Origin of the sequence: Marinitoga sp. 1197, from assembly GCF_001021165.1 — a bacterium.
Classification (GTDB): domain Bacteria; phylum Thermotogota; class Thermotogae; order Petrotogales; family Petrotogaceae; genus Marinitoga.
This window is the reverse complement of the sequence record NZ_AZAY01000012.1, coordinates 54,274-72,332: the sequence shown is the minus strand read 5'-3', so window position 1 is coordinate 72,332 and position 18,059 is coordinate 54,274. Positions and strand designations below refer to the sequence as shown.

General features: G+C 26.6%; 18 protein-coding genes. 8 read left to right on the top strand and 10 right to left on the bottom strand.

The window, feature by feature from the left end:
* The 3 genes from X275_RS03970 to X275_RS03960 form a co-directional block, all read right to left on the bottom strand.
* A partial coding sequence (locus tag X275_RS03970; protein WP_047267642.1) for an AAA family ATPase occupies window positions 1–613 on the bottom strand: 613 nt, incomplete at its 3' end.
* Window positions 614–788: 175 nt separating this feature from the next.
* The gene (locus X275_RS03965) at window positions 789–1,733 is read right to left on the bottom strand and encodes a hypothetical protein (RefSeq protein ID WP_047267641.1); all 945 of its coding nucleotides are present in this window, start codon (window positions 1,731–1,733) and stop codon (window positions 789–791) included.
* A gap of 1 nt (window position 1,734) precedes the next feature.
* Window positions 1,735–2,175, bottom strand: a complete 441-nt coding sequence (locus X275_RS03960) for a hypothetical protein (protein ID WP_047267640.1) — start codon at window positions 2,173–2,175, stop codon at window positions 1,735–1,737.
* Between the two features lie 224 nt (window positions 2,176–2,399).
* On the opposite strand from X275_RS03960, the gene X275_RS03955 reads away from it, so the two are divergent.
* Window positions 2,400–2,732: an STAS domain-containing protein gene (locus tag X275_RS03955; protein WP_052913293.1), complete on the top strand. Its 333-nt coding sequence runs from the start codon at window positions 2,400–2,402 to the stop codon at window positions 2,730–2,732.
* 64 nt (window positions 2,733–2,796) lie between these two features.
* On the opposite strand, the gene murC is transcribed toward X275_RS03955, so the two are convergent.
* The 7 genes from murC to X275_RS03920 are packed head-to-tail and all read right to left on the bottom strand — an operon-like array spanning window position 2,797 to window position 11,382.
* A complete protein-coding gene (gene murC / locus X275_RS03950) occupies window positions 2,797–4,140 on the bottom strand; it encodes a UDP-N-acetylmuramate--L-alanine ligase (protein ID WP_047267639.1) in 1,344 nt (447 codons plus the stop codon).
* A 1-nt stretch (window position 4,141) separates the two neighbouring features.
* Complete coding sequence (locus X275_RS03945) at window positions 4,142–5,188, bottom strand: UDP-N-acetylglucosamine--N-acetylmuramyl-(pentapeptide) pyrophosphoryl-undecaprenol N-acetylglucosamine transferase (protein ID WP_047267638.1); 1,047 nt, start codon at window positions 5,186–5,188, stop codon at window positions 4,142–4,144.
* Window positions 5,178–6,362 (bottom strand): FtsW/RodA/SpoVE family cell cycle protein, encoded by a 1,185-nt coding sequence (locus X275_RS03940; protein WP_047267637.1) that lies wholly within the window; start codon window positions 6,360–6,362, stop codon window positions 5,178–5,180. The genes X275_RS03945 and X275_RS03940 overlap by 11 nt, the downstream gene beginning before the upstream one ends.
* A complete protein-coding gene (gene murD, locus X275_RS03935) occupies window positions 6,362–7,684 on the bottom strand; it encodes a UDP-N-acetylmuramoyl-L-alanine--D-glutamate ligase (protein ID WP_047267636.1) in 1,323 nt (440 codons plus the stop codon). Before murD ends, X275_RS03940 begins: the two co-directional genes overlap by 1 nt.
* A complete protein-coding gene (gene mraY / locus X275_RS03930) occupies window positions 7,681–8,631 on the bottom strand; it encodes a phospho-N-acetylmuramoyl-pentapeptide-transferase (protein WP_047267635.1) in 951 nt (316 codons plus the stop codon). The genes murD and mraY overlap by 4 nt, the downstream gene beginning before the upstream one ends.
* Before the next feature lie 10 nt (window positions 8,632–8,641).
* Window positions 8,642–9,904, bottom strand: a complete 1,263-nt coding sequence (locus X275_RS03925) for a UDP-N-acetylmuramoyl-tripeptide--D-alanyl-D-alanine ligase (protein ID WP_047267634.1) — start codon at window positions 9,902–9,904, stop codon at window positions 8,642–8,644.
* Window positions 9,901–11,382: a UDP-N-acetylmuramoyl-L-alanyl-D-glutamate--2,6-diaminopimelate ligase gene (locus tag X275_RS03920; RefSeq protein ID WP_047267633.1), complete on the bottom strand. Its 1,482-nt coding sequence runs from the start codon at window positions 11,380–11,382 to the stop codon at window positions 9,901–9,903. The genes X275_RS03925 and X275_RS03920 overlap by 4 nt, the downstream gene beginning before the upstream one ends.
* Window positions 11,383–11,497: 115 nt before the next feature.
* Here X275_RS03920 and X275_RS03915 point away from each other — a divergent pair, with 115 nt between their 5' ends.
* From X275_RS03915 to X275_RS03885, 7 genes are read left to right on the top strand one after another with little or no spacing between them, the layout of a single operon-like run.
* The gene (locus X275_RS03915; RefSeq protein ID WP_047267632.1) at window positions 11,498–12,505 is read left to right on the top strand and encodes an HrcA family transcriptional regulator; all 1,008 of its coding nucleotides are present in this window, start codon (window positions 11,498–11,500) and stop codon (window positions 12,503–12,505) included.
* A 22-nt stretch (window positions 12,506–12,527) separates the two neighbouring features.
* The gene (locus tag X275_RS03910) at window positions 12,528–13,157 is read left to right on the top strand and encodes a nucleotide exchange factor GrpE (protein ID WP_047266721.1); all 630 of its coding nucleotides are present in this window, start codon (window positions 12,528–12,530) and stop codon (window positions 13,155–13,157) included.
* Complete coding sequence (gene dnaJ / locus X275_RS03905; protein ID WP_442914809.1) at window positions 13,157–14,290, top strand: molecular chaperone DnaJ; 1,134 nt, start codon at window positions 13,157–13,159, stop codon at window positions 14,288–14,290. Before X275_RS03910 ends, dnaJ begins: the two co-directional genes overlap by 1 nt.
* 3 nt (window positions 14,291–14,293) lie before the next feature.
* Window positions 14,294–15,193, top strand: a complete 900-nt coding sequence (locus tag X275_RS03900; RefSeq protein ID WP_047267630.1) for a YitT family protein — start codon at window positions 14,294–14,296, stop codon at window positions 15,191–15,193.
* Window positions 15,194–15,203: 10 nt separating this feature from the next.
* Window positions 15,204–16,538: a hemolysin family protein gene (locus tag X275_RS03895; RefSeq protein WP_047267629.1), complete on the top strand. Its 1,335-nt coding sequence runs from the start codon at window positions 15,204–15,206 to the stop codon at window positions 16,536–16,538.
* Window positions 16,513–16,938, top strand: coding sequence for a cytidine deaminase (locus X275_RS03890; RefSeq protein WP_047267628.1), 426 nt, complete (start codon window positions 16,513–16,515; stop codon window positions 16,936–16,938). The genes X275_RS03895 and X275_RS03890 overlap by 26 nt, the downstream gene beginning before the upstream one ends.
* On the top strand, window positions 16,913–18,058 hold the full coding sequence (locus X275_RS03885; protein WP_047267627.1) for a SpoIIE family protein phosphatase: 1,146 nt from the start codon (window positions 16,913–16,915) through the stop codon (window positions 18,056–18,058). The genes X275_RS03890 and X275_RS03885 overlap by 26 nt, the downstream gene beginning before the upstream one ends.
* Window position 18,059: the final 1 nt, after the last annotated feature.

Here is an 18,059-nt window from a genome sequence, read left to right as displayed (position 1 = left end):
TTAAATTATTAAGTGCAGAAAATACTCCTGTTTTTGTGAATTTTGTAATTCCTGTTATAAATACAAATTTTATGTATTCATCTTTTGATTTTATTGTTACATAAAAATTTCTTAACACATTTCTATACTTTTCTGCCATTTCTTTGTTATTTATATTATCCAATATAGGTTTTTCATATTCGTCTACTAATATTACCACTTTTCCTTTTTTGGATAATTCTATTATTAAATCATCAAATGCATATTTATAGTGATCGTTTTTTATTTCTATACCATATTTTTTCCCTTCATCTTTTATTATTTTTAATAATCCTTCTTTTAATTCTTTTTCATTTTCGCTTACAACATCAAGTAAATTTATCCTAATTATTGGATATTCCTTGAATTCCCATTTGTCATATATGTATGTATCTTTAAATAATTCTTTTTCTCCTTTGAATAAATAATACAATGTTGATATTGTTAGGCTTTTTCCAAATCTTCTTGGTCTTGAAAGAAAGGTTGGTACTCCAGAATTTACTAATTCTAATATATACTTTGTTTTATCTATATATATATAATCACCTGTTATTATTTTTTTATAATCCTGCACTCCTATTGGCAATTTTTTCATTTTCATCATCTCCACACTTGTTTTTTCTTAGTATTATTATAGCATATAATGTACGTATTCATCTCCTACAAGATTTGGACAAAAAATAAGAAAGGGGTATTTTTTAATTTAAAAAAATCCAATTTTTTAATCCAAGAACCCGCTGTAAGCGTGTAATATCGTAATAGACCGAAAATTAATCTATGAATGCGGAAATTTTTGACATTTCAGAAGATATATTTATTTTGCATGTATATTTAGCTTTTTCGAAATTATTTGATACAAGTGTGGAATCGTCTTTTTGTATGAAATTATTTAACTCTTTTACTGTTAAATCTCCTATAAAATTAATTATTACAAAAGTATCAACAGGTATCTCTATTGTCAGATTACTTACCTGTATATTCATATCAATGGTTGAATCTGTTTTTGACGAAGGAATTAAATGAATATTTGATGCTTTGGAATTTATTTTTACGTATTGGGCTTTTATTTCATAAAAATCCATGAGCAAATCACAAACGCTTATTTGAATATCAAAATTAGCTTTTATATTATTGGATATATATATTTTATTCTCCGCTCTTTCAGGGATATTTATTGAATTAATTCGTAATTTTTCTTTAAAATCAAATTTGGTATTTCCCATATGTATTTTTTGATTAAATATTGATTTATTATATGTACTTTTTATTTTTATATTATCTTCGTCGTGTGTAGTAATATTACACTTATTCCAATCAAAATCAAAATTAAAGTTGAAATTATAATTATTATTTTTTAATTCAAAAATTTTTTCATCATGATTGATTTTATTTTTGGATATTTTAAATGCCAGATCTCTAAAAAATAATTCAACCATACCAGATGCTAATAATTGCGCACCTATATATAATAACACCAATTCTCCAACCGAGGGTTTAAAATTAAAAAAATTAAACAAATCAAAAATTAGAATAATACCAAAAAACAAGTTTCCAAGATTTTCACTTTTTATTTTTTTAAATAATTTTAAACCATCAAAAATAAATATTGTTGCTAATATAATTTCTATTATTGTACTAATAGTAAAGGATATTTTCAAAATAAGTGTTGTAAGTATTATTATGCCCATCAAAACATAAACAATTCCTGATACCATCTTATTTCCCCCTTAAAAAAATTTTTGAAATCCCAGAGGATATTAAGCCTGCACCTATTATTAATAATATTATCTCCCAAAAATTTAAATTTGTATTTATTAAATTTAAACTATCCAATATCAATATTATTCCAGCAATTAAGCCGAAAATTAAACTTTTTAGTCTAAAATTATTATGGAACTTTTTCATAAATTTAAATATCAATCCTTCTTGTGTTTCTAAAATATCGTCTATTGCTTTTTCAGCATCTTTACCCTGCAATAAGATTTCTTTATTGCCTTTTTTTATTTTTACCGTTTGTTCGGGATTAAAACCTGCATATATAAATCCACACCCCAAAATAAATTTTACAGTTTTCCAAAATGTTAAAGAATATCCAAGAAAAACCGATAAAATAATTACCATTCCTGTTAATATAAAGATCAAGGATAATATTTTCATAGAACTCCTCCTCTATAAAAATTTATATATACTTTCATTTATATTAATAATATACCATATTTTTTTAAAAAAAACAATATCGATATAAAAAAAATTAAAATAAAATTTTATTTTTTATTAGTTGATCAGAATTACAAAATAATTTGTATTTTTTTATTTTTTGAATATAATAAAAAAATATGGTATAATTTATAAAAAGTTGAAGATAAAATGGAGGTGTTATAATGGATTTTACAGTTGATTTTTCTGAAAAGGATAATTTCTATTTGATTAAGGTTGAAGGAGAAATTGATGCTTATCATTCAGCAACATTTAAGCAAAAAACAAAGGAGAAACTTGTAAGTTTATCTCATACTAAATATGTGATAGATATGTCTTTAGTATCATATATCGACAGTGCAGGTCTTGGAGCGGTTGTGAGTTTATTGAAAGAATCGAGAAATTTGAAAAAAGAATTAATTCTTGTTGGTTTACAGCCACAGGTAAGAAAAATTTTTGAAATGACAAAACTTGATAAAATTGTTAAGATATTAGATACTCTTGAAGAAGTAAAATAATATGGGCATTATGCCCATATTATTTTTAATATATTAGTGTTTTTGCTGATGTTATATATAAATTTCATATAACATTTTCATATTTTTTCGTGAATATTTTGCTTACCTTTTTAGCCACATTTGTTATATCCCCTGCGCCTAAAAATAAGAATACTCCTTCACTTAAATTTAATATTTTATCAATCATTTCGTTTTCAGAATTAATAAATTCGGAATCATTTATTAATTTTGCCATTTTTAATTCATTTACACCTTCAATTGGTTCTTCAAAGGCGGAATATATTCTATATATAAAAACTTTATCGGCATTTTTTAGAACCTGGCTGAATTGCTGATAATGTCTGAATAGTCTAGTGTATCTATGTGGTTGAAATATAGCTATTATAGGATAATCTGGGAAATATTCTCTTGCAGCTTTAATAGTATGTTCAACTTCTTCTGGAGTGTGCGCATAATCATCAACAACAAAAATATGGCTATTTTTAAACAGGACATTAAATCTTCTATTTACTGAATTGAATGTTTCAAAAGCCTTACATATCTTTTCAAAACTAACTCCCATTTCCAGTGAATATGCAATGGCTGCTATGGCGTCATAAGCATAGTGAACACCTGGCAAATTCATTTTTATTTTTCCTATAAATTTATTTTTATAATGGACATCGAACGTTTGATAATATCCATGAGGTATTCTATTTGTAAAATAGTATTCTGAATTATTAGTTGTACCAAATTTTATAACGAAATTATCATAAAATGTATTTAAAATAACATCATCACCATTTAACAACACAAAATCTCTGGCATTAGATGCATGATTATATAGAGAATCTATAAGATTTTCGAAAGAATTATTATAATGTTCTAAATGGTCTGGTCTTAAATTTGTTATTATAGATACATCCAGAATTGTGTTTCTAATATAGCCATCGCTTTCATCCACTTCACTGATTATAGGTCCGGCACCGAGTCTGAAGTTTCCATCTTCTAAACTATCATGAATTCCTCCTAAAAATACTGTAGGATCATAAAGCGCTTCTTTTAAAATGTGTGATATCATTGCAGTTGTAGTTGTTTTTCCATCTGTTCCAGTAATCCCTATACTATAGTTGTTTTTTAAAATATAATTTAAATATTCCATTCTATTAAGAATTGGTATATTCCATTCTTTTGCATATTTAATTTCTGGATTGGAATCTTTTATAGCTGTACTTTTTATTATCAAATCAGTATTTAAAATATTTTCTTTTGTATGCCCTATTTTTATGTCAATATTTTTATTTTTTAAATAATTTGTTCTTTCACTCTCTACATTGTTTGATCCACTTACATCAAACCCCTTATATTTCGTATAAAGAGCTAATGAGCTCATTCCTATTCCACCTATTCCGGAAAAAAAGTATTTCATTTCAGGCGCCTCCCAATGAGTTTAAAATTGTTTTTATAATAATTGTAGACGGATTTTCTTTATTTATAGTATAAGTTTTTCTTGTCTTAACTTTAGATATTATATTTACTATATCTTTATAACTAACATTGTTTTCTCTAAATATCCAAATATTTTTTTTCTTAAGAGCTTTTGCGTTTAAAGTTTGTTGATTTTCTGCAGAACCTTCCCACGGTATAATTATAGCAGGTAAATCAAAAAAGTCAATCTCTGATAAACTGGTTGCACCACCACGACTAATAACCATATCACTAATTGCAAGATATTCCGTAAGATTATCCAGATATTCAAATGTTTTTACATTATCCCATGTTGATTTTAAGTTTTTAGATATATGAATAAAATTGACATTTTTTATTTTGTTATAAACATTATAAACATTCTTCATCAAATTATCAATAAATTCTGAACCCAAGCTTCCGCCAAATACTGTAATCAATGGGGTATTATAATCAAAATTAAGATTGCTTAATAAATTTTCTCGATCTATTTTTTCAGGAATCCTTAAAGGGTTTCCGCTAACTATGCTTTTCTCTGGGAATTTATTGCCTATTGTGTTGTTATATGTTAGGAAGATTTTTTCTGCATAATTGCTTAAAACTTTGTTTGCAACACCCATTATTTTATTTTGTTCAAGAATAAATATAGGTATATTTAATTTTTTTGCAGCAAGACCAACAGGAACAGTTACATATCCCCCTGTGAGAACTACAAAGTGAGGATTTATTTTTTTTATAATTTTTTTTATTGATAGATAATTTTTATATGTATTATATAGAATCTTTATATTTTCCAATGAATATAATGGTCTTTTAAGGCCTTTTACCTTTAAGGATATTTTTTTTGCATAAGGAAAATCTTTAGAAACTTTAATATCATCCAATCTGTTATATATGGTAAAATAGGTTAAATCAAAATCAATTGTTTTTTCTAATTCTTTTATAACAGCATAAGCAGGATAGTAATGACCTCCTGTACCTCCACCAGATACAACTATTCTATACTTCATCTGTTCTTTCCATCCTTTTTTTATTTTCTTGATTTTCTAATATTTCTTTTGTTTGCTCATCAATTGTTTGCTCATCGATTATTTCGTAAAATACCATTCCCATTATGTATCCAATAGAAACAATAGTAATCAATAATGAAGAATTACCGTAACTCATTAAAGGTAACGTTACACCAGTAGTTGGAAGCATTCCAATTGAAACTCCAACATTTATAAAACTTTGAAAAAATATCCAGAATGCAAATACTACCATAAAATTACGGGCTGCAGAATTTTTTATATGATAAGACATTAATATTAACTCTCGCGATATTAGAAAATATAAGGTTATAACCATTAATATCCCTAATTTTCCCCATTCTTCTCCTATAACAGCAATAATAAAATCGCTATAAGAATAAGGCACGGAATATTTTTCTTCACCTATAAATGAACCCGAACCAAAAAATCCTCCATTTGTAATGGCATCAAGCGATTGTCTTAATTGATAATTTTCTTCTATTTTAGAAAATTGTTCTAAACGATTTTTTTGATAGCCTTTTAAAATATCAGCATTGGTTATAATGAAAATTCCGGAAATTGTTAGTATTAAAAGCGTCATATAAAAATGTATATTCTTTACTCCATTAATGTATATTGTCAAAATGGCCAGTATAAATATAAGAATAGATGAACTCAAATCTGGTTCTAAAAATATTAAAGAAATGGATAAAAATATTATGAACAACGGTATTATTATACCAAAAACAAATGTCGCTTTCTTTTCTTTTATTTTGTAATAATACCATGATAGGTATAGAGGTAAAAATAATTTCATAAATTCGGACGGTTGAATTTGAATACCTAAAATTGTTAGCCATCTTTTTGTTCCGTTTATAGGATCTTGAGATAAAGCCAAAGCAAGTAAAGTCATAAAAAATATAAATAAAATATTCATAAAATGTCTGTTTTTTGTTATATATTTGGATAAGATGAAAGCTATAATGCCTAAAAAAGATGATAATAATATAGTAAATACATGTTTTTGAAACATTTTATCTATTTGTATAGGTGAAAATGTCGATTCCATAGCTCTTAAAGAACTATATACAAAAAATGTACCAAGTGTTAAAGCCATGCCGACAATTACTATAAATAAAATAGCTCTATTTTTCAAAATACGGGATTTGCTCATTATATCATCTCCATTAATTTGTACACTTCTTCTTTAAATTTTTTCCCGCGTTCTTTATAATTTTTAAATAAATCATAACTTGCTCCTGCAGGAGATAAAATAATATAAATATCTTCTTTATAAGTGTTATTTCTGAATATTGCAACAGCTTTTTTTATAGTAGATTTTAAATTATCTTCAACAATATAATTGGTAAAAAATTTATATTTTTTTATTTCGCCAACCATATCTCCAAAAACAAGTACCTTTTTTGCATAATTTTGTAATTCTTTTAAAAGAATTTCCATATCTTCATTTTTTGGCTGGCCAGAAAGTATAGCTATATAATTTTTTTCTCTGAATGATTTATATGCTGATAAAGCCGCATGAACATTTGTTGCTTTTGAATCATTAAAGAATTTAATCCCTTTATATTCACCAACAAATTCCATTCTATGTTCTAATGTTTTAAAAGTTTTTAATGATTCTTCAATTAAAATCTTTGATAAATCAAAATTCAATGCAACTGAAACAGCAGCCAGAACATCTTCTTTATATAAATCTAAATTTAATGTTTCGTTTGTTATTTTTATATTAATATTATTTTTTGTTTCTATCATGTTATTTTTCCATATATATTCGCCATTATCCCCAAAAAAATATATATTATTTGTATTTTCTTTAAAATAAGATTTGAGATTTGAATTGACAAAACCTATACCATCATTTTGAATGGTTTTATGTATTAAGCCTAATTTTGTATTATAATATTCTTCAAGTGATGCATGCCAATTTAAATGGTCTGGCATTAAGTTGATTAAAACAGCAATTTCTGGTATAAAATTTTCACCCCAAAAAATTTGAAAACTTGAAATCTCTACTATATAAATTTCTTTGTCAAAATTCGCCGAGGATAAAGGAGTTCCTAAATTTCCACCAACAAAAGTATTATAAGATTTTGATAATATATGTGATATTAATTTAGTTGTAGTAGATTTTCCGTTAGTTCCTGTAACGCCTATAAATACAGATTCAGGATTTTTCTCTTTTATTTTTCTCCATGAGTATTCAATTTCTGTGGTGTAGGGAATATTATTTTCCCTGATAATTTTTATAGGCAAACTTTCTGGATGAATTCCAGGGCTTATTATAGCTAAATCTGCTTCTTTTAAAAGTTTTCCATGTTGTTCTTCATATGATATTTTGTTTTTGTCAAAAAAGATTATATCTTTATATGATAATTCTTTATTATTACTTACAAAAATTTCTACATTTTCTTTAATTAAAATATTTTTTAGCAATGCTTCATTGCTTATACCATATCCAACAAGACATATTTTCATAATATACCTCCAAAACCTATTAATGAAAATATTAGATTAACCAATATAAATCTAAAAGTTATATTTTCTTCTGGCCACTTTTTCAGTTCAAAATGATGGTGTATAGGAGACATTAAAAAAACTCTTTTTCCTCGTAATTTAAATGAAAATACCTGAATAATAACACTCAAAGTTTCTATTACAAAAATAAATCCAGTAAAAATAAGGAATAATTCAATATGATAATATGTTACTAATGCACTCAATATTGCGCCAAGAGCTAAAGAACCTGTATCACCCATAAAAACTTTAGCTGGTTTAACATTAAAAATGAGAAAAATAGTTACTGGTAATATAATAGTATATAACAAAATGATTGGTGCATTAAAATAATATACACCAATTAATATAGTAAATATTGAAGATATTATAAAAGTTCCGCCAGCTAACCCATCGAGTCCATCTGTAAGATTCGTAGCATTTGAAAAACCTGTAAAAAACAATATATAAAACAATAAATACGGTATTGATGATAGTTTTAAATTATAGGTTGTAAATGGGATTTTTAGAATATAATCCATATTAAAATTAAAGAATATAATAAATAATAAAGAGGAAAACAATATCTGTAAAGCCAGTTTCCCTTTTGGAGATAATCCCATTGCATCTTTTTTCAATATTGAGCTAAAATCATCAAAAAAACCAATAAGCCCAAAAAGAAAGGCAGACATAGCAATATACATAAAAATTAAATCATTATAATATATATACGAAATTATATTTAAAATAGAAATAGTTGGTATAAATAATATTCCTCCAGCTGTTGGTGTTCCCTGTTTATAACCATGAAGGTCAGGACCTTCTGGTCTAATATATTGTCCAAATTGTTTTTTTTGAGCCCATTTTATATATACCGGATACAACAAAAATTCCATAAATATTAATATTAAAATAATTGATAAAAGCATAAACTCCTCCCTAATCGTTCAAAAATTCTTCAACATATTTCCACAGATTCGTTCCATTTGAACCTTTTACATATATTAAAGCATTTTCTGATTTTAAAATATCAAAAATATCTTCTTTTTTATGAAGAATTGAGATGTTGTTAAATTTAAATTTATTCTTAGGATCATAAAAATATATTTGATCAAAAATCTTTTTCGCACTTTCTATTATTTCAATATGGTATTCATAGGATTTATCTCCTATCTCAAGAACTTCTCCTATTAATAGAATTTTTTTCTTTTTTATAGACATTTTTTTAATACTTTCAAATCCACTTAAGAATGATTCTTTTGAAGCATTATAAGCATCATTTATTATTAGGGATGTTCCATATTTCTTTAATTCAAAACGTTTTTCTGGTAAAGAAAAACTTGAAATATAAAAAGGATCAAGTGGAATTTCAAAATACAATGAAACCATTAGTGATGCTAAAGCATCCATTAATTGTCCTTTATTCCATATACCATTAAGTGTAAGCATTAAATTTTCACCAAAAATATTGTAATAAACACGGGTATTCCAGTTTAAATATTCAAAATCTATTAAATAGCCATCATTATCTTTATTTTCCCCAAATCTGAAAACTTTAATATCTTCTGGATATTCTATATTTAACAAGGGTTCATCTCCATTGATAAACAATAAGCTTGGTTTTTCTGCATATGAAATGATCTTTAACTTTTCTTCAGCAATTTTTTTTCTTGTTTTAAAAAATTCTATATGTGATGTTCCTATATTAAGTATAATTTCAATATTAGGGGTATAATATTTTGAAAGATATTCAATATCATTTTCTTTTCTAAGTCCCATTTCTAAAATGGATACAGGTTGATTTTTAAAATTATTTAGTATGTTTAAAGGAATTCCTATCTCAGTATTATAATTTTTTTCTGTTGTGAAAACTTTAAATCCATATGATAATAAGTGATATAAAAAAAATTTTGTAGTTGTTTTTCCATTTGAACCAGTTATTCCTATTCTAATTTTTGATTTTTCTTTTAATAGTATGGAAGCCTTTTTGTTTATATAATCAATAACATTGTCTACTAAAATAACATCTTTGATGTAATTTCTTTTTTCTTCAACAATAGCTGTTTTAGCTCCTTTTTTAAAAGCATTGTTTACAAAATCATGCCCGTTATTTTTTTCTCCTTTTATTGCAATAAAAGTATCTCCTTTTTTTATTTTTCGGGAGTCAATTTCATAATGAATTTTCTTAGAAGTTTCATTCATCTCTTCATCACCTTTCTGAATTTTTGAACTATTTCATGTGCAACTTCATAATCATTGAAAGGTATTTTTTTTCCATTTTCATACAATTGAAATTTTTCATGCCCTCTACCAGCGATTATAACTACATCATCTCTTGAAGCAAAGCTAACAGCGGCTTTTATAGCAGTTTTTCTATCTCTAATAACTATAAATGTTTTATTTTTATCTATTCCTTCGAGAATATGTTCGATAATTTCATCTGGATCGTCATCTTTTGGATCATCATCTGTTATAACAATTAAATCGCTATACTTTGAAGCAATTTCTCCCATTATTTTTCTTTTGCCAATATCGGCAGCGCCGCCAGCTCCAAACACAAGAATTACCCTGCCTTTAGTAATTTTTTTTGCACTTTTCAATACTTTTTCAAGGGCATCTGGTGTATGTGCAAAATCAATATAAACCTTATACTCTATATCTCGTGTATTTTCTACCAATTGAAATCGTCCAGGAACTCCTTCAAAAGTTAAAAAACCATGTCTTATTATCTCATTGTCCATATTTAATAATTTTAATGCAATAAATGCAGCTGTCATATTTTGTGCATTATATTCTCCTATTAAATGAGTATGGATTTTATTTTCTGTTCCATCTGGTTCTGTTATAGTAAAACTCATTTGGGCATTATTGTATTCAACATTAGAAATTATATAATCTGCATTTTTATCAAATCCATATGTTATAATATTATTTCCAGGAACTTCCTTTAAATTTAGACAGTCTAAATTAATGATTCCATATCCACCGCTTTTTAATTGTTTAAATAAAGATAATTTTGTATTTTTATAATCATCAAAATTCTTATGATAATCTAGATGATCACGAGTTATGTTTGTTAAAATAGCAATTGAGAATGGAATCTTATATACTCTTTTTTGATCTATTGCATGAGAAGACACTTCTAAACATATATTTTTTATTGATTTTTCTTTTGAAAGATTAAGTACTTTTGCAATTTCGTCAACGCCTGGTGTTGTGTTATATGATTCGTATAATAATTCATTGTTAAGTTTAATTCCTACTGTACTTATTAAAGAACTATTTTTTTCTCCATATGTCAAAACATAATGAATTAAAGAAATTACAGTTGTTTTCCCGTTAGTTCCAGTTACACCTATAAAATTAAAATCATCGAAATTTATGTTATAATATGCATAATTAAGTAAAGCATAGGCTTTTTTTGTATCTCTAACTAAAATGTAGGGGTGATTTAAAGGTATTTTTTTGGGATTTTCAGCTACAATTAAAGCTGCTTTAAATTCTATAGCTGTTCTTATGAAATCGTGTCCATCAAAATAAGAACCTTTAATACAGACAAAAACCGAACCCGGTTTTATTTTATTAGTATTATTAGTAAAAAATGTATATTCTTTTTCTAAAGGGAAATTATATTCTATAATTAATTCTTTTAAAATTTTAATAATATCATAACCTATCATGTTTATCACGCTCCTAATTATCATTTCTTAACTAATTTTACACCAATAATTAATTTTTTACAAGCCTTTTTTTGTGTTATCATATAATTAGCACTCAAAAAAAAGGAGTGATAAAATGCCAAAAGAATTGAGTAATAGACAGAAAATGGTTTTATTTTCTATAATTGAAAATTTTATAGAGGAAAAAAAACCGATAAGTTCCTCTGAAATACTAAAAAAGTCCTCATTAAAAGTCAGTTCTGCGACAATAAGAAACGATATGCAAAAACTTCAGCATTTGGGGTTGATATTTCAGCCACACTCAAGTGCAGGACGTATCCCCACTGACAAAGCTTTAAGGCTTTATTTTGAAGCTATTAAAGAAAGTTTTTCAGTTAAAAGCAAAAATATAGAATTGCCCCAGGAATATAAGTTTTATGATATAAACATTATGTTCGATAGATTCTCAAAAATGTTATCGGAACTTTCAAATAGTCTTGTTATTTTAGAATTACCTGATTCAAGATATATTTTTATTACACGTGTTGTAGTTTCAGATTTAACAAATGATTTTTATCAGATAACACTAATGACAAATTTAGGGTTATCTATAACAAGAACGGTTGAAAAATATGGATTTCCTTCATCGAAAGAGTTGGAAAAAATTTTAAATGAAGGTCTTGTTGGAAAATCTATGCATGAAATAATAAATATTATAAAAATAAAAAGCATCAATGAAAAAGATATTAGAGTTATGAATCTTTACAATCTTATATTTTTACTGGCAGAAGAATTTTTTAGAAATAAGTTCATTGTAAATGGATTAGCCAGGATAATTTCTTCTGGCTATTTTAATACAAAGGAAATTTTGTTTTTATCAAAAATAGTTGAAGAAGATAAAATGAAAGTACAATTATTATCTCTAAAACCATTTAATGTTGAAATAAAAACAGTGATTGGCAATGAGTTTGAAATACCAGAATTGAAAAATTTTGTGATGTTTGAAACATCTTATTGTCATAATGCAAATCCATTGGGTAAAGTAGTATTGTTAACATTTAAATATAGCGACTATAGAAAAATCTATTCGGTATTAAATGAATATACTTCAAGATTATCAAAAATTATATCAAAAAATCTTTAAAAAAGTATAAGGAGGGATTATAATGCCACAAAAAAAGAAAAAATCAGAAGGAAAAATAAAAGAAATAAAAAATAAAGAGAAGGCATTAGATAAAGATATGGAAATTTTAAAAAAGGAAATTGAAGAATTACGAAAAGAATTAGAAAATCAAAAAGGCGAAAACAAAAAGTTAATGGAAGAATATGAAAAAATCAAAAATTATGCAATAAACTTAAAAGTTGATTTTGAAAATTATAAAGATATTGTTCAGAAAGATAAAATAAGAATTAAGAAGGAAACCAAAGAAAATATTATAAAACAAATATTACCAATATATAAAAACTTTTCCATAGTTATTAATAATCAGGATAACTTGGATTTATTTGCAAAAGGTGCTGAAATGGTATATAAGTTATTTGTTAAAAGCATTGAAGATATGGGAGTTGAGTTTATAATTCCGGAAAAAAATGATAGATTTGATCCCTTTGAACATGAAGTTGTTGAAAAAATTGAAACTGATGAAGTTGAGGAATATCATATATTTGCTGTGGATTCTCCAGGAGTAAAATTAGAAGGCAAAATCATTGAACCGGCAAAGGTTAAAGTTGCTGTAAAACCCGTAAAAAAGAATGAAGAAATAGTAGAAAAAAAAGAAGAAGAAAGGGGTGAGTGATATTGAACCAGAAAAAAGATTACTATGAAATACTGGGAATATCCAAAAACGCTACACCAGAAGAGATAAAAAAAGCTTATAGACAACTGGTGAAAAAATGGCATCCAGATAGACATCAGGAAAATAAAGATATAGCTGAAGAAAAATTTAAAGAAATACAGGAAGCATATGAGGTGTTAAGTGATCCCCAGAAAAAAGCCCTTTATGATAGATTTGGATTTGTTCCGGAAAATGGTATGCCACCACCAGGCCAGGGTGGAGCAAGAGGTGGTTTTGAAGATTTATTTGAAGATTTATTTGGAAGTTTTGGGGACTTTGGAGGCACCTTTTCTGATATTTTTGACATGTTTACAGGTGGGGCTGCTTCGCAGAAAAGGAGAAAAGCAGCTAATCCACCTATAAAAGGAGAAGATAAATTTTTCTCAATAACTATAGATTTAAAAGATGTATTAAATGATATAAAAAAACATATAGAATACGATAGATATTCAACATGTAGTGCATGTAATGGTACAGGTGCAAAAAACGGTAATAGCTTTACAACATGTCCAAGATGTAATGGTACTGGAACGATTAAAGAAGAAGAAAGAACTTTTTTTGGAGTATTCGTTAGAAATTATCAATGTCCTACGTGTAATGGTAGTGGTAAAATAATTCAGGAAAGATGTAATGTTTGCCATGGTAGTGGTAAGGTAATATTAAGAGAAAAATTGGATATAACTATTCCAGCAGGAGTAGAAGATGGATATACCTTTAGAATTCCAAATAAAGGTAATGACGGAAAAAATGGAGGACCAGCAGGTGATTTAATAATAAAAATAAATGTAAGAAGACATCCTAAATTCAACAGAAACGGAAATAATTTAGAAACTACAATTGAAATAGATTATGTGCAGGCATTATTGGGTGCAACAATTGAATTGGATTTATTAAACGGAAAAACTTCTTTAAAAATTCCAGAAGGCACAAATCCAGGAACAGTTCTTGTATTAAAAGGACACGGATTACCTGATTTTAGAACAGGTAAATATGGTGATTTATATGTAAAAGTAAATGTAAGATTCAAAAAACCAGGTTTAAGGGAAAAACGTCTTTTAAAAGAAATTGCAAAGATAAAAAAACTGGGGGAATGAAAATTGAATAATACATCTAAAAAATTTAATTTAAAAAAAGAAAGTATAAATTATATAATAATAACAATTGGAACAATTTTAACTGCTCTTGGAATCGTATTATTTCTTGATCCATTTTCTATCGTTGCTGGTGGAGTCAGTGGTCTTGCTATTGTTTTGAAGAATTTACTTGGATGGTGGTTAGGTCTTCAAATGTTGGTGTATAATGTAGTTTTATTTGCTCTTGGATTCTGGCTTCTCGGTGTTGGATTTGGTTTTAAAAGTATATATGCCGCGCTTTTATTATCTTTTTTAATAGACTATTTTGAACAGGTATTACATCTGGATTCCATGATGAAATCATTATTGTTAAATTCACAGATCAAAATAGATCCCTTATTAATAAGTTCAATATATGGTGGTGTTTTAGCAGGAATAGGAATTGGATTGGTTGTATGGAGAAATGCTTCTACTGGTGGAACAGATATAATAGCCATGATAATAAACAAATATATGCATATATCTACAGGAAAAGGTTTATTAATAGTGGATACAATAGTTACAATGTCTGCATTTTTAATAAATCCGCTTGTTCCAATGTATGGGATCATTGCCATCTTTGTTACGTCAAAAATGATAGATACTGTTGTTGAAGGTTTTGAATCCACAAGAACAGTCTTGGTTATAAGTGAAAAATATGATAAAATTAAAGAGAAGATATTTGAACGTCTTGACAGAGGAGTAACAATTTTAGAAGGAAAAGGTGGGTATACACAAAGGGAAAGAAAGGTCTTGATGATAGTTTTAACTAGGCGTGAGATAGGAGAATTAAGAAGAATCATTAAAGATATTGATGATAAGGCATTCATAAGTATTGTTCCAAATTCAGAAACGCTGGGATATGGTTTTAAAAAATTAGGTTAGGAGGATTATTGTGGAAGACCCTAATAGTTATATTGAAATAATTATTATGATAGTTAAAATTATTTCATTACTGTTTTTATCTGCATTTTTTTCTGCATCAGAAACAGCGTTGACATCAATGAATAGATTAAAAGTTAAAGATTTAATCGAAAATGAAGATAATGAGAATGCAAGAGAAAAATTACATCACTTTTTGCATCATCCAAATCAACTTTTGACAACAATACTTGTAATGAATAATCTTGTAAACATATTGGTTTCTTCGTTGACAACTGCATTTATTATAGAGTTAATTCCGGGGAATCCAGGACAGGTTGTTGGAATTGTAACGGGAGTTTTAACTTTAATGATTTTAATATTTGGAGAGATAACGCCAAAAGTTTATGCCCGAGAAAATACAGAAAAGTTTTTCAATGTTGTGTTTCCCGTTATATCTTTTTTAAATTATATACTTAAACCAATTATATGGTTGTTGGTTAATATATCAAACTTTTTCATAAAATTATTTGGTGGCGAAAAAATAAGTGAAGCGCCTTTTATAACAGAAGATGAAATTATGAATTATCTGGATATTGGTCATGAAGAAGGTGTTATTGAAAAAGATGAAAAGTTTATAATGAAAAGAGGACTTGAGTTAAAAGAAATATCTGTAAAAGAAATAATGACTCCGAGAGTTGATATAATTGCTATTTCTGAAGACGAAAATCTGAAAGAATTAATAAAAATAATAAATGAAGAAGGATACTCCAGAATTCCCATATATAAAGAATCAATAGACAACATTATAGGTGTTTGTTATGCTAAAGATGTATTTAAAATATTGGAAAAAGAAGGGTTAAATGAAGAATTTTTGGATATCAATATTAAAAATATTATGCATAAAGTTGAGTTTATACCTTTAACCATGAAAATCAGAGATGTTATGAAAATTTTTCTGGAAAAACATACTCATATGGCGGTTGTTGTGGATGAATATGGTGGAACTGCAGGTCTTGTCACTCTTGAAGATATTCTGGAAGAGTTAACGGGTGAAATACTTGATGAATATGATATAGTTTCAGAAGAGATAAATATTGTAAAACTGGCGAAAAATACGTATCTTATTAATGGAACAACACCTATAAACGATATTGAAAGAGAATTGGATCTTGAGTTACCAGAAACAGATTTTGAAACAATAGGAGGATTATTATTAGAAGAATTTGAAAGATTTCCAAAAGCGGGAGAAAAGATAACCTTAGAAGGAGTTACATTTGAAATAGTTTCTGTATCAAAAAATAAAATAGACAAGGTTAAAATTACAGTTAAGGAGGATTTCAATGAAAATAAAACAGGACATTCTTGATCTGTTATATGAAAAAGCAAAGGATTCTATGAAAAATTCATATTCACCTTATTCAAAATTTAAAGTTGGTGCAGCTTTAATTACAAAAAGCGGAAAAGTATATACCGGAACAAATATTGAAAATGCATCATATGGCTTATCTATGTGCGCTGAAAGAATTGCAATTTTTAAAGCTGTATCTGAAGGTGAAACGGATTTTGAGGCGTTAGTGGTAATTGGAGATACTGATAGTCCTATAAGCCCCTGTGGGGCATGCAGGCAGGTTATTGCTGAATTTGGAGTTGATGAAATAATATTAACAAATTTAAAAAGGGAATTTAAAGTAATGAGTGTGGAAGAAATACTGCCGTATGGGTTTTCTGGTGAAGAATTAGATGATAAAACTTCTAATAATCGATGAAAATGAAGAGCATCGATTTTTTCTAAGACATCTTTTTTTAAATGAAAATAAAGTTTTAAAAGATTTTGGATTTAAAGAAAAGTTTGAGGTTTATGAAGCGAAAAATGCTTTTGAAGGTGTAAAGATGGCTCAATATATTGAGCCTAATATTGTTATACTGGAAGAAAAATTATCTGAATTAGATGGTGTAGAAGTATGCAGAAAAATCAAAAAATTCAGAAGAACCATGAATATTCCGATAATATTTTTAACAACAATTAATGATTTAGCTATAAAAGAGAAAGCTTTTAAAGCTGGTGCTTCGGATTATATAATAAAACCAGCCCACCCATATGAATTATTAATACGGGTAAAAAGACATCTTGATTTTTATATAACTCAAAGGAAATTAAAATATTCTATTGAAAACTATGAAAAGGATTTGAGAATTGCCAGAAGTATCCAGAAAAATTTATTACCCAAATTCAGAAAATTAAATAATATAGTCTTTGATTATATATATATACCATCACATAACACTTCTGGGGATATGATAGAAGTTATACCTATAGATAAAAATAAAATTTTTGCATATGTTTACGATATTTCAGGACATGGTGTAACATCTGCGTTGTTATCTATTATTGTAAAACAAGAAATTGATTATATAATAAAAAGTTCTAAAACACATAATTTAAAAGAAATAATATTACAGTTAGAAAAGAATATTAAAGAATACTTTTTTGATGGTAGATACTTTACAGGAATTTTTTCTATACTATCGAGAAACAAGATTGAATATATAAACTTAGCTCATAGAGAAATAATATTTTTAAAAAACAATAGGATAGAAATTGATTCAGAAACTAATTTTCCTGCAGGAATTGGCTTAATTGAGGAAAATAATTTAAAAATTAAAAATAAAGAGTTTGATAATAATACTTTTATTATATTTTATACAGATGGAATATTGGACGTTGAATATTTTGATGAAAAAAAACTTTATGAAACCTTGATTTCAAAAAAATTCAACACACCAGAAGAAATAACAGATAGATTAAAAAATATTTTGAATATACTTTTAGATTGGAAATTTCCAGATGATGATATTACAGTATTAGTACTGCAACCGGAGGGATAAT